Below are 21,140 nucleotides of genomic sequence, written 5' to 3' on the forward strand. Positions count from 1 at the left end.
ATGGAAGAACCAAGAGTAATGGTATACCTGATGACGGGATTCCTGGACAGCGGTAAGACCCAGTTCCTGAAATTCACGATCGGTCAGGAGTATTTTCAAATAGAGGGAAAGACCCTTCTCATCCTCTGCGAAGAGGGCGAGGAGGAATATGAGGAAAAACTGCTGAAGCAGTCGAATACCGTTGTGGAGCGCGTGAAGAAACCGGAGGAGCTGAACTTTAAGTGGCTGCAGTCAATGGAGGATAAATACCATCCGGAGCGTGTGATCGTCGAGTATAACGGAATGTGGAAAGTCAGTGATTTCGAGGAGACGCCGCTGCCGACAGGCTGGGGCATCACCCAGAAGCTGACTACAGTGGATGCCAGCACATTTCAGGCGTATATGGCGAACCTGAAGCCACTGTTTGTGGAGATGGTCAGGGACGCGGAACTGGTACTGTTCAATCGCTGCAGCGACCTGAAGCCGCTGGCGGGTTATCGCAGGAGCGTCAAGGTCGTGAGTCAGCAGGCTGAGGTCGTGTTTGAAAATGAGACCGGCGAGATTGATGACATTTTCGACGGCGATGTTCCCTATGATCTGGAGGCACCGGTGATCCGGATCGCCGATGAGGATTACGGAATCTGGTATGTGGATATGATGGACAACCCGGATCGTTATAAGGGGAAAACAGTGGAAATCACCGCCAAGGTGCGCAAGCTCAAGGGGGCACCGGAAGACATGATCGTTCCGGGGCGTATGGCAATGACCTGTTGCGCGGATGATACTTCATTTCTCGGATATGTGTGCAGAACGCCGAAGGCGCCGGAATTAAAGATTGGACAGTGGGTGACAGTCCGCGCGAAAGTCGTGTTCAAGCATGTGTCTGTCTACAGAGGAAAGGGGCCGGTTCTGGAGGCGGAATCCGTAGAAGCAGCCGAGCCGATCGAGGCAATGGTTTATTTTAATTAATGGAAATGTATCTGTTGTAAGAAAAATCATAGGAGGATTGTAAAGAATGGAAAAAAAGTTTGATGTGATCGCTTTGGGAGAGCTGCTGATCGATTTTACCATGAATGGAACGAGTGAGCAGGGGAACAATATGTTTGAGGCATGCCCGGGAGGTGCGCCATGCAACGTGCTTGCGATGCTTGGGAAAATGGGAAAAAAGACGGCATTTTACGGTAAAGTCGGAAGTGACCAGTTCGGTACATTGCTTTCAGACACTGTGGCGGAGGCAGGAATCGATACCTCACATCTGTTGAAGGACGAGCAGGTCAATACCACACTGGCGTTTGTTCATACATTTCCGGATGGAGACAGAGAATTTTCATTCTACCGTAATCCTGGTGCGGACATGATGCTCCATGCAGATGAGATTGATGCAGATTTCATCGGTCAGGCGAAGCTGTTCCATTTTGGTACACTGTCCATGACCCATGACGGAGTGCGCGAGGCGACGAAGAAAGCGCTGAAGGCGGCAAAAGAAAACGGTGTCATGATTTCCTTTGATCCGAACCTGAGACCGCCGTTGTGGAGTTCGCTGGAACTGGCCAGGGAACAGATGGAGTACGGATTCCAGTTCTGCGATATTCTGAAGATCTCAGACAATGAGATTCAGTTCGTATCCGGAAAAGAGGATTATGACGAAGGAATCGCGTATCTTCGCGAGAAGTACAACATTCCGTTTATCATGCTGACACTGGGCAAGGACGGAAGCCGTGTCTACTATAAAGATATGCGAGTGGAATGCGCGGGATTTTCCTGCAAGACCATCGAGACCACTGGTGCCGGAGATACATTCTGTGGCAGTTCACTGAACTATCTGCTGGATCATGATTTCGAGAATCTGACCGAGCAGAATATTAAGGAAATGCTGACATTTTCGAATGCGGCAGCAGCTCTTGTCACCACCAGAAAAGGTGCAATCAAGGCGATGCCGGCACGGGAGGAAGTACTGGCGTTAATAAAAGAGCAGAGATAAGAGCAACAGAGATAAAAGCAGTAGTAAAAAATGAAAAGGATTGTTTATGAAAAAGGTAGTTCGGATAATCAGCATTTGCCTGTCGGTCATATTACTGGCAGGCGGGTGCGTGCAGAAACAATCGAATACAGATACCGGAGATGGTGGAAAAGTGCAGGTCGTGACGACGATTTTTCCACCATTTGATTTTGTGCGCCAGATTGCAGGAGATTATGCGGATATCCGGATGCTCCTGAAGCCGGGGGCGGAGAGCCATTCCTATGAGCCGACTCCGCAGGATATCATCGCCATCCAGAACTGCGACGTCTTTGTCTACACCGGCGGAGAGAATGATACCTGGGTGGACAGCATTCTGGAATCCATGGACACTTCGAAGATGCAGATCATCTCCATGACCGATTGTGTGGAGACGGTGGAGGAAGAAGTGAAGGAAGGAATGTTCAGCAGGGAGAGTCATGAACACGGCGAGGCAGAAACGCACACGGAGTTCGAGGGGGATGACCATGACCAGGCGGAGTTCGACGAGCATGTCTGGACCTCCCCGGTCAACGCAGTACACATCACAGAACATATTGCGCAGGCTCTGATCCAGGCGGATCCGGTCCATGAAGCAGATTACCGTGATAACACAGAAACTTATACGCAGAAACTGACTGCGCTGGATCAGGAATTTCGTGATGTGGTATCTGGCGCCGGGCGGAAAGAAGTCGTCTTTGGTGACCGGTTCCCACTGCGCTACTTCGTGGATGAATACGGGCTGGACTACTATGCGGCGTTCCCGGGATGTGCGGAGGACACGGAGCCGAGTGCGGCGACCATCGCATTTTTGATTGACAAGGTAAAGGAAGACCAGATTCCGGTGGTCTTCAAGATAGAACTGAGCAACGGAAACATTGCCGGCTCCATTGCGGAGGCGGCGGGGGCGAAGGTAGAGACCTTTTATACCTGCCACAACATTTCCGCAGAGGATTACAAAAACGGCGAGACGTATCTGTCACTGATGGAGCGAAATGTTGGAATACTGAAGGAGGCGTTGAATTGATATGAGTCTGATTACGTGTGAAAATGCGGCGTTTGCATACGAGAACAAGCCCGTGATCGAGAATCTGAATTTCACGGTGGACAGCGGAGATTACCTGTGTATCGTGGGGGAAAACGGTTCGGGAAAAAGTACACTGATCAAGGGTCTGCTTCAGCTGATGAGCCCGGCGGTGGGGAAAATCATTATGGGAGACGAGCTCCGCGCCAATGAGATCGGTTACCTGCCGCAGCAGACGGCGCTGCAGAAAGATTTCCCGGCCAGTGTCTGTGAGGTGGTGCTGTCAGGGTGTCTGAACCAGAGCGGTTTGCGGCCATTTTACGGCAGGGAACAGAAACAGAGTGCCCGAAAGAACATGGAGCAGCTGGGAATCCTGGATCTGAAAAATGAGTGCTACCGGGATTTGTCCGGCGGACAGCAGCAGCGGGTACTGCTTGCGCGGGCACTCTGTGCGACAACGAAGATGCTTCTGTTGGATGAGCCGGTGACCGGGCTGGATCCGGTGGTGACCTATGAGCTGTACCAGCTGATCGAGAAGATCAACCGGGAACTGAAAATCACGGTGGTGATGGTGTCCCACGACATCGAGAGTGCCGTGAAGTATGCCAGCCATATCCTGCATCTGCAGAATGAGCAGCTGTTTTACGGGACGACAGCAGAGTATCTGAACAGCGATCTCGGGAAGAAATTTATGCGAGGTGACTGCGATGATTGATATATTGGAACAGATGCTTTCTTATCCGTTTCTGACGAGGGCAATCGTGGTGGGGAGCCTGGTGTCACTCTGCTCCGCACTTTTGGGGGTGAGCCTGGTTCTGAAACGGTATTCCATGATCGGGGACGGCCTGTCCCACGTGGGATTCGGTGCCATGGCGATCGCCACGGCGGTGAATGTGGCCCCGCTGGCAGTGGCGGTTCCGGTGGTGATCGCAGCGGCGTTTCTGCTGCTGCGCGTGAGCAATAACAGTGCGATCAAAGGGGACGCGGCCATCGGTCTGATCTCCACCAGTGCGCTGGCCATTGGTGTTCTGGCCATATCGATGACGACGGGAATGAACACCGACGTCTACAACTACATGTTCGGAAGTGTGCTCGCGATGAGCGGGAGTGATGTCCGGCTGAGCATGGTTTTATCAGCAGTAGTGCTGATATTGTTCATTGTTTTTTATCACAAGATATTTGCGGTTACATTTGATGAGACCTTTGCCCACGCGGTGGGAATCAAGACAGGATTCTACAACATGCTGATCGCGTTTCTGACAGCAGTCACGATCGTGCTGGGAATGCGTATGATGGGAGCGCTGCTGATCTCAAGCCTGATCATATTTCCGGCGCTGACATCCATGAGAGTGTGTAAGACATTTAAGGCGGTGATCATCAATTCGGCGGTGCTGTCGGTGGTCTGCTTCTTTGTGGGAATTGTGATTTCCTATGTCTATGCGACGCCGACGGGAGCCAGTGTCGTGGCGGTGAACATGGTGATGTTTGCGGTCTATACACTGGTTGGAGCCGTGAGAAGGAGAATATAGCTTTTACAGCTCAAATATAAATTTATCACTTCGATAAACGGTACGTGCTACTTGCAGAATAATGCCGGATGGAAGTGAGACACATCGTTCTGTCAAAATAAGACTGGGGGCGTATCCTTTGATATTCAAAAGGGTACGCTCTTTATCTTTGAGTGAAGAAACAGTGAGCTGGACATTTTCGCTGTGTAAATTCAGGTATCCACAGCTATGCATGTAATCGTATAATGATGTGATTGTTTTTCCGTCCTCACGGATAGTGGGAAACAGATCCAGTGGCAGATAACTTGTGTGAATGGCGATTGGCTCATCATTTAGAATCCGCAGGCGGGTAATCTTATAAATGGCCTCGTCACTGTCCAGTCCCAGCATGGTCTGGATCAGAGAATCATCATGCAGTTTGCGGCAGCCGAGATTTCTGGTCTCAAAAGAAACATTCATAGCGGACAATTTCTTTGAAAAACTCTCATCACTCATGGATAAGCGGATTTTTTCCCGTTTCCCGGAGAAAAAACTTCCGTAACCCTGCATGGAATATACATATCCCAGTTCCTTTAACCGTTCATAAGCCTTGCGGATCTCGCTGCGCGGAACACCAAAACGCGCGGCAAGCTTGTTTTCGCTGGGCATCTTTTCGCCTTTATCATAGACCTTTTTCTGAAAATCCTGTATCAAAGAATCTGCAATCGTTTCCCAACTCCAATTCTGTTTCATATCTGTCTCCTTTCCGAATCCATAGTAAAGCATCCCCCTTACCCACCACTTAGTGCTCTACGCACTTGAAGTGGGGGGATGCTTACAGATGTTCAAATGCAGTCCGTATGGCTGCACAGTTTTTTCTATTATAACAACAGAAAAAATGTTATACAACACAAAGCGGCCAACCTTACCTAAACTTTACATAACCTAGTTGGCAACTTTACATAACTCCAATAGGATGTAAAAAGTAAATAAAACAACAGTATTTCGAGGAGGAACCATTATGAAAAAGCGGGAAGTGTCGGGGATTCTGGCACAGGCATCCAGGGATGAGGTAGGACAAATTGCAGGCAGCATCAAGGAACGGTGCCAGATACGAATTGTGAAGCAGCCACAGAAAACACTGGTTATGGTAAAAGCAAGGGAATCCATTCAGAAATCGTTATTTTATCTTGGCGAGGTCCTTGCGACAGAGTGTATGGTGACTGTAAATGGAATGAAAGGCATCAGCGTAATGGCCGGTGATGATTTCGAAAAGGTGACGGATGCAGCGATTATTGATGGTTTTTTAAACGGGCAGGAGAACGAGAAGGCACAGGTGCTGCAGGAGATAAAAAGTCTGAGTGAAAAGCAGAGAGCCCGAAGAGAAAAATTAAACAAAGAACTTAAAAAGTCAAAAGTTAACTTTAATGTGATGGGAGAATAAGTGATGATAAAGGAAATAAAGCTGGCATATGAATTTGATTTTGTTCATGACGGTCAAAAGGTATTCCGGGAACTGCTGGATGCAATGGCGAATCCGGGCACAATCAGGAAAATCACGCAGCAGAGTCAGAAGTTTGACGGCAGCTACACGTCATTGATGGCACTGGGATGTACGCTGCTTGACAATGAGGAAACGATGTACGTGGAGAAAAATCCAAATCTGTCGTCGGAGCTTCACAGCCTGACACTGGCACATGAGTCAGACCTGTGTGAAGCGGATTATGTGTTTCTTTCATCGGAGATGAATTACGGCTCCATGAGTCAGATATTAAAGAATGTGAAACAGGGCACTTATGCAGATCCGCATTCGTCGGCAACCATTTTTCTGCTCTGTGAATGTGTGGAGGGCACAGAGGAAATGACACTGCGGGGACCCGGAATTAAGGACAGCCTTACGATTTCTGTACGTCCTTATATAAAGAAAGTAATTCAGCTTCGAGATCATCTGCATGTGGAATATCCGCTGGGTGTCGACCTGGTGTTCGCAGATGAGACCGGTAACGTGATGGGGGTTCCCCGTCTTTGCAAAGTAACGGAAGAAATTACAGTTGAGTAGAGGAGAAGAACATGGCTTATGTAGCAGTAACCGGCGGAAAAGAGGCAATCGAACAGTCTCTTAAGCTGCTGGAGATATTTAGAAAAAGTGAGGAAGATCTGAGTGTAAAATGTATCAGAGAAAATATGGGACTTCTGATAGATAAGATCATGAGCGAAGCCGGATTTTATTCAGAAGAGTATGCGGCACTGGCATTGAAACAGTGCGAAGGAAGTGTCGAAGAAGCGGTTTTTCTGCTTCGGGCTTACCGGTCCACGCTGCCGAGAAATTATTATTCCAATGCCATTGACACCGCGGATATGAGGCTGATCCGAAGAATTTCAGCAGCATTTAAGGATATTCCGGGCGGACAGATCCTGGGACCTACCTATGATTATTCTCATCGTCTTCTGGATTTTTCCCTTGCGGAAGAGTCACAGGTGGAAGACTTACAGTCGAAAGACTCACAAGCAGAAGAAACCGGAGAACAAAAGGAAACATCCGGGACACCAGGAGCAGAGGGACTGGCAGAAGAGGTATCGGGGGAAGATATCCGCTGCCAGAGAGTTACCGATCTTTTGAAAGCAGAGCATGTGCTGGAGGATGTCCCGCAGGATGACACGCCGCCGTTTGATGTGACCAGCAATCTGATCACATTTCCGGCACCGCGCAGTGCAAGGCTTCAGACCTTTGCAAGAAGCGATGCGGGATTTCTCGGTGGAGTCGCATACAGTTCCATGCGTGGCTACGGTGCAGTGCATCCGACAGTCTCCGAACTTCGGTCCGGTTATGTAGAGGTCTGCGTGCCCTATGTGATGGACGAGAATGAAGAGATCTGTATCGGTGAGATTCTGGTGACGGAAGTGGAGGCGCTGGTGCCATCCCACACGGAGAGTGAGGAGGAATTTGACAAGATGACATTGTCCGGTGGATACGGTCTTATTTTCGGAAGAAATGAGAATAAAGCCATTGCCATGTCCATAGCGGATGCGAGCCTTGAAAAACCGGGAGACACTCCGTCACAGGACGAAGAATTTGTGCTCACTCACGGGGATTGTCTGGAAATGAGCGGATTCATCTCACATCTGAAGCTGCCGCATTATGTGACCTTCCAATCCAAGCTTGACCGTGTCAGAACAAAGGAGGAAGTATAAATGATAGATGAGAGGCATTATAATTTTGCGTTTTTGGATGAAGGATCAAAAAGAGAAATCCGGAGAAGTATACTGAAGGCAGTTGCAATTCCCGGCTATCAGGTACCGTTTGGTTCGCGGGAACTGCCGATCGGACGTGGATGGGGAACCGGAGGGATTCAGATCACACTGTCCATCATTGGAAAAGAAGACGTATTGAAAGTCATCGACCAGGGAAGTGATGAGAGTGTCAACGCGGTCAACATCAAAAAACTGGTAGAAGAGTGTACCGGCGTCGAGATTACCACGGATTCGGAGAAAGCCAGTGTGATCCAGAGCCGTCACCGGATTCCCGAAATCCCGATGAGGAATGATCAGATCCTGGTGCTGCAGGTACCGACACCGGAGCCGCTTCGTATTGTGGAGCCAAGGGAGGCTGTCACAAAGCAGATGCATGCAGAAGCGGAATACAGCGGAATGTGGCTGTCACTGTTTGAGGATCTGACGCAGTACGGCGAAATCAGCATCAGCTCAGAATATCCGGTTATGGTAGAAAACAGATATGTGATGAATCCGAGTCCGATTCCGCGTTATGACAACCAGAAGCTCAACGACAGCGAGACGTTGTATCTATTTGGAGCGGGACGTGAGAAAAAGATCTATGCAATTCCGCCGCACACAGAGGTGGTATCCATGTGCTTTGATGATGTGCCGTTCCGCACCGAGAACTTTGAGGGAAAACACTGCCGTCTCTGTGGTGCAGCAGGAGTATATCTGGATGAAATTATAGATGAAAAAACAGGAGAAAAAGTGTATGAATGCAGTGACACCGGATTCTGCCGTGGGAGAAGGGAGCGTATCAGCTAATGGAAAATCCAGTATTAAAGATTGATCACCTGACAGTGCGCTATGGAAAAACATGTGAGTACTGCCGCAATGGAGGGGAGCTGGATAAGAACACCTGTCCGCATTGTAAAACAGTATGGGCGTGCAATGACGTCGATGTCTCGCTGTACGAAGGAGAGATTCTCGGGATTGTAGGGGAATCAGGCTCGGGAAAATCAACGTTGATGAAAAGCCTGTATTTTGACTTTGATATTACAGAGGGAGAGGGCTATCTGAAGAATTTTGAGGATGGAAAATCTGATATATTCGCCCAGAGCCTGCAGCAGAAAAAATACATTAAAAACCACATTATGGGAATGGTATATCAAAATCCGATGTTGGGTCTGCGAATGGACTATTCCAGCGCGGGAAATATCGCAGAAAAGCTGATCGCGGCAGGACACCGCAGCTACGATGGAATGAATGAGCGCGTGGCAGAACTTTTGGATGCAGTGGAAATCCTCCAGTCCAGAAAGAAAGAACCTCCGAAAAACTTCAGTGGAGGAATGCAGCAGAGAGTACAGATATCCAAGGCGCTTGCAAACAATCCGGCAATCTTACTTTTAGATGAGGTGACGACCGGCCTGGATTTATCGGTTCAGGCAAAGGTGCTGGAGCTTATCCGCAAAATTCGACAGGAATTTCACATTTCCATTATGCTGGTTTCCCATGATCTGGCGGTTATCCGCATGCTGGCGGACAGAACCATTGTGATGCTGGACGGAAAAATTATTGAACAGGGACTGACGGATCAGATTCTGGATGATCCGCAGATGCCGTACACACAGCAGCTGGTACATTCACTACTATAGGGGGAAACATTTGATGCGAAAGATTTTAAAAAACGGGAAAATTGTTCTGGAAAATCAGGTTCTGGAGAACTGCGAGCTTGTGATAGAAAATGGCAGGATTGCAGAAATCACAGCTTCGAAAAGCAGAAATCCTATAGCGGGTGAAGGTCCTGCGAAAATCAAAAATAGTGGACAGGACGAAGCGGAAAATGCAAAAGTAAACGATACAGAAACAAACGATGTAGAAGAGAAAGATACAGAGGAGATAGATGTCGGGGGCGCATATATCATGCCCGGAATCATTGACATTCACTCCGACATGATCGAATCCTTTATTCAGCCCAGAAGCACGGCAGTCATGGATTTCGCTATGGGGCTGCGTGAAGCCGAGCGCGTGCTGATGAGCTGCGGAATCACGACCATGTTTCACTCCATTTCGATGTTTCGGGAGGGTGCATGGGATGTGAAGGAAATTCGGCAGGCACCACAGGTCAGGAAACTGGCTGGGCTGGTGGGGGGCTACCGTCATGAAGCGAGGCTGATCCGCCATCGCTATCATCTCAGATATGAGATTGATAATATAGCCTGCTATGATGATGTCATGGAGATGATCCAAAGCGGGGTGGTGGATCTGCTGTCATTTATGGACCACACGCCGGGGCAGGGACAGTATAAGAATCTGGAGATATATCGCAGGCATCAGCCCAATGAAGGCAGGGATCTGACGGAAAAAGCATTTCAGGAATTGATCGGACAGGAAGCTGAAAAAGAGATGGTATCCTTTGAACAGCTGATGGATCTTGCGGACTGTGCAAGGAAATATGGAATCAAAATTGCAAGTCATGATGATGACACCGTAGAAAAACTGAAGGTAAATCAGGAACTGGGTGTGACCATCAGCGAATTTCCGATCACCATGGAGGTGGCGGAGGCAGCAGTAGAGAGCGGACTACAGACCGTGCTCGGAGCGCCCAATATTCTGCTGGGAGGTTCCCATTCGGGGAATCTGTCGGCACTGGAGGCAATCAACGCAGGTGCGGCCACGGTTCTGGTATCGGATTATTATCCACAGGCACTTCTTCAGGCAGTTTTCCGGTTGTACCGGCAGGAGGGGATTCCTCTCTTTGAGGCTGTCCGGTATGTGACACTGAATCCTGCAAAAGCGGTAGGAATGGAGCGGGAGCTTGGCTCCATAGAAGCGGGAAAAAAGGCAGACATCCTGTGTGTAAAGCTGGAAGAGGGATATCCGCAGCTTAATCGTGTATTCGTAGATGGGGAATGTATCATGAACTGTCAATACCGCAAGGCGGATTAGGAGGAGAAGATGGAACAAATATTAGAAATACAAGGATTGGCGAAACAGTTTTTCCTTCACGAACAGGGACGGGAAATTAAAAGCTGCAAGGATATTTCCTTTACGTTAGCCAAAGGAGGATTTATTGGAATTGTGGGAACATCCGGAGCGGGGAAATCTACCGTATTACGATGTATCTACCGGACCTATCTGGCAACGCAGGGAAGTGTGGTCTACGATTCCCTCTCTTATGGAAAGCTGGATTTAGTGACAGCTGACGAACGCCAGATCATTCATCTGCGCAAAGTGGAAATCGGATATGTGTCACAGTTTTTAACAATCATGCCGAGAACAACCGCAAAACAGCATGTGATTGACGGGGCATTGGATGCCGGATTTTCATATGAGGAGTCGGTGGTCAAAGCAGAGGAAATGCTGCGCTACTTCCGCCTGAGTGAAACGCTCTGGGATATCTATCCAAATACATTTTCCGGCGGGGAAAAGCTTCGCCTGAATCTGGCCCACGCCATGGTAAAAGCGCCCAGACTTCTGCTGCTGGATGAGCCCACGGCTTCTCTGGACAACAATACGAAGCTGCTGGTCAAGGAACTGCTGATGAAATTGAAAAAAGAAGGGACATCCATGGTGGGAATTTTCCATGATCTGGAATTTATGGAGGGCCTGTGTGACCAGGTATATAACATTTCCCAGGGCAGTTTTCAAAAATCCCGGGAGGTATCTTGATGTATCAGGCAGATTTACACATTCATACGTCGGTTTCAGACTGCAGTATGAGTGCGGAGAAAATTCTTGAACTGGCAACGATGCGGGGGCTGACACATATCGCATTTACGGATCATGACACGACGCAGAGGGCCGCGGAGCATGTGGAACTGGCGGAAAGCTATGGAATCACGGCAATTCCGGGGGTGGAGATGTCCGCTTACGATTTTGCAAATGAAAAGAAAGTACATATTCTGGGATACGGGTATCAGTCCAATGCGCACATCGAGGCAATTGGGAAAGAAACCTTAAAACGGCGGGATGAGAACTGCCGAAGGCAGATTGAGATTCTGAAAGATCTGGGGTATCGGATCGAGGTCGCTGAAATCGAGAAACTTGGCGGGAGCTGCATTTATAAACAGCATATACTGGATTATCTGGTGAAAACGGGACAAAGTGAGGCCATATTTGGAAAGGTATACCAGAATATTTTCAAAAACGGTGGTCCCTGTGATTTTGACATCACCTATCCTGCTGCACAGGACGCGGTCCGGGCGATTAAAGCGGATGGCGGATATGCGGTACTGGCGCATCCGGGGCAGCAGGATAATTATGCGGCACTTCCCGGACTGGCAGATGCAGGACTTGCGGGAATGGAGTGGAATCATCCATCTAACGGGCAGCCGGACAGGAACAAAATAGAAGAATTATGCAAAAAATATCATCTGTTTATGACAGGCGGAAGTGATTTCCATGGGAGATATGAGAACACGAAGACCGCGCTGGGGCAGTATCCGGCACACGAAAGCAGCGCCGTGATGTTTCAGAATATGTGAGAGCGCAGAAGACTGTTTTACTGAAAAGTGAATGAAAAATATTTATGCAGAAATTTAACATGGATTCAACAAACAGACAACATGAATTATATGAGGAACTGGTACATTATAGTGGAAAAAAAGAATTTAATTATGGAGGTTATTATGAAAAGAATTGTGGTATTTGCAATGGCAGCGTTGTTGGCAGTGACAGCAATGACTGGATGTGTGAAAAAGGCAGAGGGACAAAACGGCAGTACAGCCGTGGCAGCAGACAGTGATGAAAATGTGCTCAATGTATATACGGCATTGGAGGATGAGCAGGTAGCGGATTATCTGACCGAGTTCAAGGAGCAGAATCCGGATGTAACGGTAAATGTCACAAGAGAATCGACAGGAGTCATTACATCAAAGCTTTTAGCGGAGAAGGACAATCCGGTAGTGGATGTCGTGTGGGGGCTGTCAGCAACAAGCCTTCTGGTTCTTGCACAGGATGGGATGCTGGATGCTTATGCACCGGAGGGGGTAGACCGGATTCTTCCGGAATTTAAGGATGATGCAGAGGTTCCGACCTGGGTTGGGATCGATGCATGGGAGACTGCATTTATTGTAAATAAAGAGGTATTGAAATCAAAAGGAATTGACACAGTACCGACATCTTACGAAGATTTATTAGATCCAAAATACAAGGGACTGATCGCAATGTCTAATCCGGCATCTTCCGGAACCGGGCTGTTGACTGTAAACGGAATCCTAAATTTGTATGGTGATGACAAGGGCTGGGATTACCTGGATAAGCTCCATGAAAATGTAGCTGTATATCTGCATTCTGGTTCACAGCCGGCAAAGGCAACTGCAGCAGGTGAATATGGAATCGGTGTTTCCTTTGGCTATCGCTGCATCCAGTCCGCTGAGGAAGTGGGAAGTGATATCTGTGAAGCAGTATTCCCGACAGAGGGCTCTGGCTGGGATCTGGAAGCCAATGCGCTGATCAAAAAGGATAATCAGAAGGAGATTGCCAAGAAATTTCTGGATTGGGCAATTTCAGATAACATCATGAAAAAATACGCAACAAACTATCCGATCGTCGCAACAGGTGTGGGTGACAATATTCCAGAAGGATATGCAAAGAATCCAATCGACCAGCTGATTCCGGATATGGATTTTGCGAAAGCGGCAAAGAACAGAGAATCTATACTGGAAACCTGGACAGAGCGTTATGATTCAAAGAGCGCCGAGCAAGAATAGGAGTATTACAATTATGAGTGTGAGTTTGAAAATAAGCAATGTCTCGAAAGTATTTGAAAAAAACATAGCACTCAATAATGTGAGTTTGGAAATCCAGGCAGGCGAATTTGTCTGCCTGCTTGGTCCATCAGGATGTGGAAAATCGACATTATTGAGACTGATTGCAGGATTAGATAAGCCTAATGAAGGCAGGATCTATATCAATGACCGGGATGTGACGAACCTTCCCCCCGCGAGAAGAAATTTTGGAATCATGTTTCAGTCCTATGCATTGTTTCCGAACCTGACAGCGTATGAGAATGTCGCATATGGCCTTCGCAATAAAAAGATGAGAAACCAGGATATTGAGGCGCGGGTGGACAGACTCTTTAAAATGATTAAACTTGACAGTGCAAAGAACAGGCTCCCGTCACAGCTGTCTGGAGGAGAGCAGCAGCGTGTTGCCCTGGCCAGAGCACTTGCGACAGAACCGGATTTTCTGTTATTGGATGAGCCGCTTTCGGCATTGGATGCCAAAGTGCGAATCTCTCTTCGCAAAGAAATCTGCAGTATTCAGAAGGAACTGGGATTGACAACGATTATGGTTACCCACGATCAGGATGAAGCACTGACTATGGCGGACCGTATTATTGTCATGAACAAATCCGTTGTGATGCAGGAAGGCACCCCGGAAGAAATTTATGAGCGTCCTGAGAATCCATTTGTAGCGGATTTTATAGGATCCATCAATTTTATTGATTCCCAAAAGTGTAAGCTGTACAATCTGTGCGAGCATGAAAAGGCGGCGATCCGTCCGGAAAAAATCGAACTCAGCAGAACGGAAAAAGAAACATCACTGCGGGCACAGATTAGAGAAATCGAATTTCGCGGGTTTTATGACCGGATCACAGTGTGCGTCAGCCATGTGGTCCACGGAGATATGTTTTTACTGGTAGATGTGCCTTTCCGTATGGTAAAAACAATGCAGTTTCAGCTGGGCGAGATGGTTTATGTCAACCTGCCAAGAGAAGAACTGCTTGGATTTAAGACAGCTTAGATGTGGAGGCGTAATTCTCTGCTTCACTGTCCGCGTCGCCCTGGAAAGGAAATAAGAGTAAAATGAAAAAAATAAAACAAAAAATAATGCATTGCACAAAAGAGGACGTTATCAGAGCAATTGCGATATATGCGGTGGTTGTGTTTCTGTTCGTTTTTCTGGTATGTCCGCTGTGCACATTGTTTGTAAAGGCGTTTCAAAATAAAGAAGGTGCGTTTGTAGGATTTGCACAGTTCATAAAGTATTTTCAAAGCAAGTCTTTAATTCAGTCGATCAGCCATACTTTTTTTATTGCAATTATGTCTACCATAATTTCAGTCACACTGGCATTTTTCTTTTCTTATGCACTTTCCAGAAAGAATGTGCCGTGCAAAAGACTGTTTCAGTATATTGGAATGATTCCGATTTTCGCACCGACGATGCTGCTTGGTATTGCCCTGATCTATCTGTTTGGAAACAAAGGAATTTTCACGGCACTGGGACTACAGGTGGCACTCTATGGAAAGGTCGGAATTATTATTGCGGAGAGTATCTACTGCTTTCCGGTGGCAACTACAATATTGATGGTCGCATTTTCAGCGGCGGACAACCGGCTGTATGAAGCGGCGGAAACAATGGGAACTTCCACCTTGAGAAAGATGATGACAATTACGATCCCAAATGTGAAGTATGGATTGATCAGTGCACTTTTTGTGGCATTTACATACAGCTTTACGGATTTTGGTGCACCTTCGGTTGTCGGCGGAAATTATAATGTCCTTGCGACGGACGTGTATAAGCAGGTGGTCGGGCAGCAGAATTTCAATATGGGAGCGGTGGTCGGAATTATTCTCCTCTTTCCGGCGGTACTGTCCTTTGTGGTGGACCGGATCACAAACCAGAAACAGAGCGCGGCAATCAATTCAAAATCGGTACCGTATCAGATCAAGCCGGACAAGAAAAGCGATGCTCTGGCGACCGCATTCTGTATCTGCATTACATTGGTAATGGTAGTATTTTTCGCGGTTGCGCTCTTTGCTTCGCTGATCAAACTATGGCCATATAATCTGACCTTCACTATTTCGAATTACGATTTAACAAAGGTTGCGTCCGGAAGTGGATTTACGGCGTTTAAAAACTCCATTCTGATCTCGCTTATTACCGCAGTGCTGGGGACAATTGTGACATTTGTGGGTGCCTATATGATAGAAAAAAACCAGAAGTTCGGGGCGAGCAGAAAGACAGCCTACTTTCTTTCAATCACACCGCTTGCAATTCCGGGAACGGTTATAGGACTCAGCTTTATTATGTTTTTTAATGCGTCGCAGTTCAATATCCCCTTTCTGGAGGGGTATGTGCTTCAGAACCCGTTTCATGGGATTTATGGGACAATCTGGATTATAGTACTGGCGAATATGATTCATTTTTATTCGGTTCCGTTTTCCACAGCAATGACATCGTTGAAGAGACTGGATAAAGAATTTGAGACTGTGTCGGAATCGTTGGCAGTACCATTCTACAGAACTCTGCGCAAGGTGACATTACCCCTTTGCCTGCCGGCTATCTGTGAAATGTGGGTGTATTTTTTCGTAAATTCATTAGTGACCGTATCTGCAGTTGTATTCTTGGCATCACCGACCGCTCCGATTGCATCCGTGATCATTGTGAGTATGGAAGGGGCAGGACAGACGGCTCCGGCAGTCGCGATGTGTATGCTGCTGTTGTTCATCAATTTATTAGTCCGGCTGCTGTACGAAGGAATAAAAGTGTATTGGAATAAGAAAAAGAGGGTGGGAGTATCGCGTGGATAAAATCGCGATGATGTGACAGCACTTGTGCTGACTGGAATTATAAAAGAATAAATGTATTGGATATCTGTTTGGACCATGGTACAATATGGCTTAAAGACGGAAGTGAAGAAATTGAAAATACAGACAAGCTTAATGCGGTAGGTATTTAGGAAACGATGTACTGTGCATCAAAAAAATAAAAGTGATCATAAAATCAATACAAGGCGGAATAATTATGGAAAGAAATGTGGATTTCAAAGAAATATCAGATGGAAAATTATACGGAAGCAATGATATGGTAAAAGCCGACTGCAACGGATGTAAGGGCTGCTCGGCATGCTGCAGGGGAATGGGGCATTCGATTGTCCTTGATCCGCTGGACGTGCACAGACTAAGTGCACATCTGCAGCAGAGCTTTGAAGAACTGCTGGCAGAACATATCGAACTGAATGTAGTGGACGGTGTGATTCTCCCGAATTTGAAAATGAGCGGACCGACAGAGAGCTGTTCCTTTTTAGATGAGGAAGGCCGCTGCAGGATCCATGCAATCCGTCCGGGAATCTGTCGATTATTTCCCCTTGGAAGATTTTATGAAAATGAAGGATTCCGGTATTTCCTGCAGGTACATGAATGTCCCATGCCGAATAAGACAAAGGTGAAGGTGAAAAAGTGGATCGATACGCCGGAATTGAAACGGAATGAAACGTTTGTCAACGAGTGGCACTATTTCCTGAAAGAGCTTCAGAAAAAATTGAAGGAGTCGGAGGAAGAGTCCGTGGCGAAGAACGTCAGTATGTATATTCTTCAGAATTTCTATATGAATCCGTTTGAGCGCGGAGAAGATTTCTATGAACAGTTTGAGGCGAGACTGCAGGGAGCGGGCATGATGATGAGACAAATACATTAGAAAATATGACTGATACGAAGGCGAATGGTTTACTTCCTTCTGTGTGATGTAATTAAATATATCAGAGAGGGGATGCATTGAATGTCCGATCTACAGGCAGCAACAAGAAAGATTCACTTGTTGCTGCCTGATTTTTTTGTGACACAGAGTTGGACGGCATTAGAAAAACTATTTCATATATTTCCTATTGACATACTGGGATAAAAGGGATATAATCCCAATATCGGATTTGAGTAAAAATATTGAACGTCCGATTTACAAATAACAAGAAGGGAGTAAATGCAATGAAAAAGTTAAATGTAACATATCAGAATAGCAGAATGTATTGTTGTCGAATGTTTCACTCCCGGGCATATCATATGGCCAGGTGCATTCGTCTACATTGTGGTGCGTCTTTGTGCAGCGATTAGATACAGGTGCTGCAGGTCAATTGCCCGGGAGCTTCGATGGCCCCGGCTTTTTTTACGCCTTTTTGTGTGACAGACTTAAATTCATAAGATAACTTTAGGAGAAGAAAGTATGAAAGAAGAACAGAAAAAAACATGTCATAGCTGTACAGACTGCGGTGTGATGAACTGCTCGAAAAGAACGGGCTCATATCCGGAGTTTTGTCCGACAGCAGCATTGACAGAGGAAGAGATAGAAGAAGTAACCAATCTGTATCTGAATAATCGTGTGAACAGGAAGGTATCAAAAATATCGGCCGAGATAGAGGGGAGTTTTTATGGAAAATATACCCGTGTGGAGGAAATCGTTGAGTTTGCCAGACGCATGGGGGCGAAAAAGATTGGAATTGCAACGTGTATCGGATTACTGGAGGAGAGCCGTATCTTTGCGAGAATCCTGAAGCTGAATGGATTCGAGGTTTACGGGATCAGCTGTAAAGTTGGCTCTGTCAACAAAACAACGGTTGGAGTGGATGAAAAATTTACCTGTGTGACAGGTCCGGTTATGTGCAATCCGATCCTGCAGGCAAAGCTTCTAAACAAGGAAAAGGTTGATCTGAATGTTGTTGTGGGCTTATGTGTAGGACATGACAGTCTGTTCTATAAATATGCAAATGGACTGACAACTACACTGGTGACCAAAGACAGAGTGCTGGCGCATAATCCGGTCGGTGCACTGTATCAGGCACGTGCATATTACAAGAAGTTATTGCTGGCCCCGGTAGGGGAAGAGATAGATTGAACATCTGTAAGCATTTTTACATCAATGTGAAAAAAGATAAATACGAGTTCAAAAAAAGAAAACGAGGGAGAACAAAAATGAAGAAGAGTACATATAAAAAGACAGCAGCATGGATAGTGTTATTGGCGGTATTGCTGACTGGCTGTGCAGGCAAGGTCGCCGATCAGAATACAAAGACGTCAGAAACAGGGAGCGCATCAGAGAGTAAAGATACATCAGGATCCGGGGAATCAGACAACAAAACGGTTACTACGAAAGAAGGAAAGACGGTGGATGTATCCGGTGTGACCCTTCGGATCGCTGCGGCATCCGGAACAAATGGTCAGACTGTTATTGAGGCGGCAGGCCTGGACAATACACCTTATAAGGTTGAGTTTTCCATTCTCCAGGGAGGAAACAAGGTCATGGAAGCACTCGCCGCAGATCAGATCGATCTGGGTGCGGGGAGCCAGATCCCGCCGCTTGCCGCTTCTCAGGCATCGAATCAGGGGAATTTTAAGATTATTGCAGTCCGGTACGGGTCGACACTGAACCAGGAGCTGATTGCGGCACCGGATTCAGAGATTACATCGGTGGAGGAGCTGAAGGGGAAGAAGGTTGGTTATGTGAAGAATACGACTGCACAGTATTTCCTTGCAAAGATGCTCGAGAGTGCAGGGCTTGGCTGGGATGATATCGATGCTCAGGCATTTACCACCTCGGACGGTGCAACCGCCATTTTGACCGGTGACATTGATGCATGGGCAAGCTACGACAATTCTATCCGTGTTCCGAAGCAAAATGGTTCAAAGACAATCGAAAGTGCACAGGACATCCTCTCCGGAAACTATCTGTTTTATGCAACTCCTGCGGCTATTGAGGACGAAGCGACGCATGCGGCAATCGAGGACTGGCTGAACAGATGGCACGAGGCACATGCGTGGGCGAGAGAGAATGATGAGAAGTGGGCAGAATTTTATGCACCGACAGTCAGTCAGGATGTAGACGAGTATCTGGAACAGTTCCGGGAGCAGAATGGGGATAAGATATATGCCTGCAAGCCGATTACGGACGAGGTGATTGCAGATGAGCAGGATATTGCAGATACGCTGGAAGGACTCGGAACCTTGACGAGCCATGTGGATGTGAAAGAGCTGTTTGATGATTCATTTACGGAGGCCGTAGAAGGGTTTACGAAATACGACTAAAAAGGGATGAGAAAAAAGTTCAAGAGAAAATTGCCAAGAAATAATTGCGAATAGATGAGGAGTACAGACATGAATAAGAAAAAGATTTCCGACAGTCATCTGGTCGGCTGGCTGTTACCGGTGATCGCACTGCTGCTTTGGGCAGTCTGGGGAGTATGTTCTTCCGGAAATACAGGATTTCTCCCCACAATCCCGGAAGTGTGGAGTGGATTTTTACGGATTCTGAAGGACGGTACACTGGTGGAAAACATAAAGATCAGCACATACAGAGGAATGAAGGGGCTGCTCTTTGGTGGACTGATCGGTTTGGGACTGGGCGTGCTGAACGGAATATCACAGAAGGCGGACCGACTGTTAAATAATACCATCCAGATGATTCGAAATGTGCCATATCTGGCAATGATGCCCCTGATTCTGGTGTGGTTTGGAATCGGGGAGGAGACGAAAACGATTTTGATTGCAATCGGAACCTTTTTTCCAATTTACTTAAACACCTATTCCGGAATCCGCATGATCGACGGAAAGCTGATCGAGATGGCGAGAAACTATGGAATAAAAAATAAAGACCTGTATCTCCATGTCATTTTCCCGGGGGCACTGCCGTCCATTCTGGTCGGGCTAAAGCAGTCCATCGGAAGGATGTGGGTGATTCTGATCGTGGCAGAAGAGATCGCTTCTAAATCAGGAATCGGCTACATGATTACCAATGCCAGGGAATTTATGCTGATGGACATCATCGTGGTAGGACTGCTGCTGTACGCAATTCTCGGCTCCGTGTCGGACGGTGTGATCATCTGGCTGGAGAAAAGGCTGTGCAGGTGGGAATATCTTGCGGAAAGGAGATCATGATGTCGGGAGGATATGCAATACAGATTCAGAATGTGGAGAAAAAGTTCGGGGAGCATGTGGTCTTACAAAATGTAAATCTTGATATAAAGCCGGGCGAGTTTATCGCCATTGTGGGAAAGAGCGGATGCGGAAAGAGCACACTGCTCCGCCTGATTACCGATCTGGAAGAATCGGACTCCGGGAGTATCCGGGTCATGGACGGAGAGCGCGAGACGAAAAAGGAGGGCGTTAAGTTCCTGTTTCAGGAGGCAAGACTGCTGCCCTGGAAAAAGGTGTGGAAGAACATCGCACTGGTGTCTCCTGATCAAAGCCGGGAGGCGGCAGTGAAAGCACTCCACGCCGTCGGGCTGGAAGACAAGGCAGACGCGTGGCCGGAGACATTGTCGGGAGGGCAGAAGCAGAGAGTGTCATTGGCGAGAGCACTCTCGTCGGATCCGAAGGTCCTGCTGCTGGATGAACCGCTGGGTGCACTGGATGCACTGACCCGTATCGAAATGCAGATACTGATCGAGGAACTGTGGCGGGAAAATGGACTGACCGTGATTCTCGTGACACATGATGTGGGCGAGGCCGTCTATCTGGCGGACCGGGTGGTACTGATCGAGGAAGGCGGGATCACCATGGATGAGCGGATCACACTGGGAAGACCAAGAGAGAGGGACAGCGATTTCGCATACTTTGAGGACCGTATTTTAAACCGCGTGCTTGGAAGAGACAGCGTTCCAGAAAAAAAGATAGAATTCATGATATAGCGTACGCGACAGCAAATGCCGATCATGAATTTGCATTTT

The 21,140-nt window shown here is 47.4% G+C and carries 22 protein-coding genes; 21 read left to right on the top strand and 1 reads right to left on the bottom strand.

Features of this window, described 5'->3' with window-relative positions:
- Genes BUB85_RS03620 through BUB85_RS03640 form a run of 5 tightly spaced genes read left to right on the top strand, consistent with a single transcriptional unit; the run spans position 1 to position 4,528 of the window.
- Positions 1 to 948, top strand: coding sequence for a TIGR03943 family putative permease subunit (locus BUB85_RS03620; protein ID WP_073105258.1), 948 nt, complete (start codon positions 1 to 3; stop codon positions 946 to 948).
- A gap of 46 nt (positions 949 to 994) precedes the next feature.
- Positions 995 to 1,960: a carbohydrate kinase family protein gene (locus tag BUB85_RS03625; protein WP_073105263.1), complete on the top strand. Its 966-nt coding sequence runs from the start codon at positions 995 to 997 to the stop codon at positions 1,958 to 1,960.
- 46 nt (positions 1,961 to 2,006) lie between these two features.
- On the top strand, positions 2,007 to 3,002 hold the full coding sequence (locus BUB85_RS03630) for a metal ABC transporter substrate-binding protein (RefSeq protein ID WP_073105266.1): 996 nt from the start codon (positions 2,007 to 2,009) through the stop codon (positions 3,000 to 3,002).
- Between the two features lies 1 nt (position 3,003).
- Entirely contained in the window at positions 3,004 to 3,714 is a 711-nt protein-coding gene (locus BUB85_RS03635; RefSeq protein WP_073105270.1) for a metal ABC transporter ATP-binding protein, read from the top strand.
- Positions 3,707 to 4,528, top strand: coding sequence for a metal ABC transporter permease (locus BUB85_RS03640; protein WP_073105273.1), 822 nt, complete (start codon positions 3,707 to 3,709; stop codon positions 4,526 to 4,528). The genes BUB85_RS03635 and BUB85_RS03640 overlap by 8 nt, the downstream gene beginning before the upstream one ends.
- Positions 4,529 to 4,531: 3 nt before the next feature.
- On the opposite strand, the gene BUB85_RS03645 is transcribed toward BUB85_RS03640, so the two are convergent.
- Positions 4,532 to 5,239, bottom strand: coding sequence for a GntR family transcriptional regulator (locus BUB85_RS03645; RefSeq protein WP_073105530.1), 708 nt, complete (start codon positions 5,237 to 5,239; stop codon positions 4,532 to 4,534).
- Positions 5,240 to 5,507: 268 nt separating this feature from the next.
- Here BUB85_RS03645 and phnG point away from each other — a divergent pair, with 268 nt between their 5' ends.
- The 16 genes from phnG (at position 5,508) to BUB85_RS03725 (ending at position 21,101) form a co-directional block, all read left to right on the top strand.
- A complete protein-coding gene (phnG, locus tag BUB85_RS03650; RefSeq protein ID WP_073105277.1) occupies positions 5,508 to 5,930 on the top strand; it encodes a phosphonate C-P lyase system protein PhnG in 423 nt (140 codons plus the stop codon).
- Positions 5,931 to 5,933: 3 nt separating this feature from the next.
- Positions 5,934 to 6,545: a phosphonate C-P lyase system protein PhnH gene (phnH, locus tag BUB85_RS03655; protein WP_073105281.1), complete on the top strand. Its 612-nt coding sequence runs from the start codon at positions 5,934 to 5,936 to the stop codon at positions 6,543 to 6,545.
- Between the two features lie 11 nt (positions 6,546 to 6,556).
- On the top strand, positions 6,557 to 7,678 hold the full coding sequence (locus tag BUB85_RS03660) for a carbon-phosphorus lyase complex subunit PhnI (RefSeq protein ID WP_073105284.1): 1,122 nt from the start codon (positions 6,557 to 6,559) through the stop codon (positions 7,676 to 7,678).
- Positions 7,679 to 8,524, top strand: a complete 846-nt coding sequence (locus BUB85_RS03665; RefSeq protein ID WP_073105288.1) for an alpha-D-ribose 1-methylphosphonate 5-phosphate C-P-lyase PhnJ — start codon at positions 7,679 to 7,681, stop codon at positions 8,522 to 8,524.
- Entirely contained in the window at positions 8,524 to 9,354 is an 831-nt protein-coding gene (locus BUB85_RS03670; protein ID WP_073105291.1) for an ATP-binding cassette domain-containing protein, read from the top strand. Before BUB85_RS03665 ends, BUB85_RS03670 begins: the two co-directional genes overlap by 1 nt.
- Before the next feature lie 13 nt (positions 9,355 to 9,367).
- Positions 9,368 to 10,648: an alpha-D-ribose 1-methylphosphonate 5-triphosphate diphosphatase gene (locus BUB85_RS03675; RefSeq protein ID WP_073105294.1), complete on the top strand. Its 1,281-nt coding sequence runs from the start codon at positions 9,368 to 9,370 to the stop codon at positions 10,646 to 10,648.
- Between the two features lie 9 nt (positions 10,649 to 10,657).
- Positions 10,658 to 11,371 carry a phosphonate C-P lyase system protein PhnL gene (locus tag BUB85_RS03680; RefSeq protein ID WP_073105297.1) on the top strand — a complete coding sequence of 238 codons (714 nt, stop codon included), beginning with the start codon at positions 10,658 to 10,660 and terminating at the stop codon, positions 11,369 to 11,371.
- Positions 11,371 to 12,186: a PHP domain-containing protein gene (locus tag BUB85_RS03685; RefSeq protein WP_073105301.1), complete on the top strand. Its 816-nt coding sequence runs from the start codon at positions 11,371 to 11,373 to the stop codon at positions 12,184 to 12,186. The genes BUB85_RS03680 and BUB85_RS03685 overlap by 1 nt, the downstream gene beginning before the upstream one ends.
- A 144-nt stretch (positions 12,187 to 12,330) precedes the next feature.
- Positions 12,331 to 13,413 (top strand): putative 2-aminoethylphosphonate ABC transporter substrate-binding protein, encoded by a 1,083-nt coding sequence (locus BUB85_RS03690; RefSeq protein WP_073105305.1) that lies wholly within the window; start codon positions 12,331 to 12,333, stop codon positions 13,411 to 13,413.
- A gap of 13 nt (positions 13,414 to 13,426) precedes the next feature.
- Complete coding sequence (locus tag BUB85_RS03695) at positions 13,427 to 14,449, top strand: ABC transporter ATP-binding protein (protein WP_073105308.1); 1,023 nt, start codon at positions 13,427 to 13,429, stop codon at positions 14,447 to 14,449.
- Positions 14,450 to 14,511: 62 nt separating this feature from the next.
- On the top strand, positions 14,512 to 16,239 hold the full coding sequence (locus BUB85_RS03700) for a putative 2-aminoethylphosphonate ABC transporter permease subunit (protein WP_073105312.1): 1,728 nt from the start codon (positions 14,512 to 14,514) through the stop codon (positions 16,237 to 16,239).
- Positions 16,240 to 16,453: 214 nt separating this feature from the next.
- Positions 16,454 to 17,125, top strand: a complete 672-nt coding sequence (locus BUB85_RS03705; protein ID WP_073105317.1) for a YkgJ family cysteine cluster protein — start codon at positions 16,454 to 16,456, stop codon at positions 17,123 to 17,125.
- Positions 17,126 to 17,644: 519 nt separating this feature from the next.
- Entirely contained in the window at positions 17,645 to 18,313 is a 669-nt protein-coding gene (locus BUB85_RS03710) for a DUF1847 domain-containing protein (RefSeq protein ID WP_073105321.1), read from the top strand.
- A 77-nt stretch (positions 18,314 to 18,390) separates the two neighbouring features.
- A complete protein-coding gene (locus BUB85_RS03715) occupies positions 18,391 to 19,500 on the top strand; it encodes an ABC transporter substrate-binding protein (RefSeq protein ID WP_073105535.1) in 1,110 nt (369 codons plus the stop codon).
- Positions 19,501 to 19,569: 69 nt separating this feature from the next.
- The gene (locus tag BUB85_RS03720; protein ID WP_084533898.1) at positions 19,570 to 20,349 is read left to right on the top strand and encodes an ABC transporter permease subunit; all 780 of its coding nucleotides are present in this window, start codon (positions 19,570 to 19,572) and stop codon (positions 20,347 to 20,349) included.
- The gene (locus BUB85_RS03725) at positions 20,313 to 21,101 is read left to right on the top strand and encodes an ABC transporter ATP-binding protein (protein WP_242945343.1); all 789 of its coding nucleotides are present in this window, start codon (positions 20,313 to 20,315) and stop codon (positions 21,099 to 21,101) included. Before BUB85_RS03720 ends, BUB85_RS03725 begins: the two co-directional genes overlap by 37 nt.
- Positions 21,102 to 21,140: the final 39 nt, after the last annotated feature.

The sequence above is a fragment of the Hespellia stercorisuis DSM 15480 genome (assembly GCF_900142165.1).
Taxonomy (GTDB): domain Bacteria; phylum Bacillota; class Clostridia; order Lachnospirales; family Lachnospiraceae; genus Hespellia; species Hespellia stercorisuis.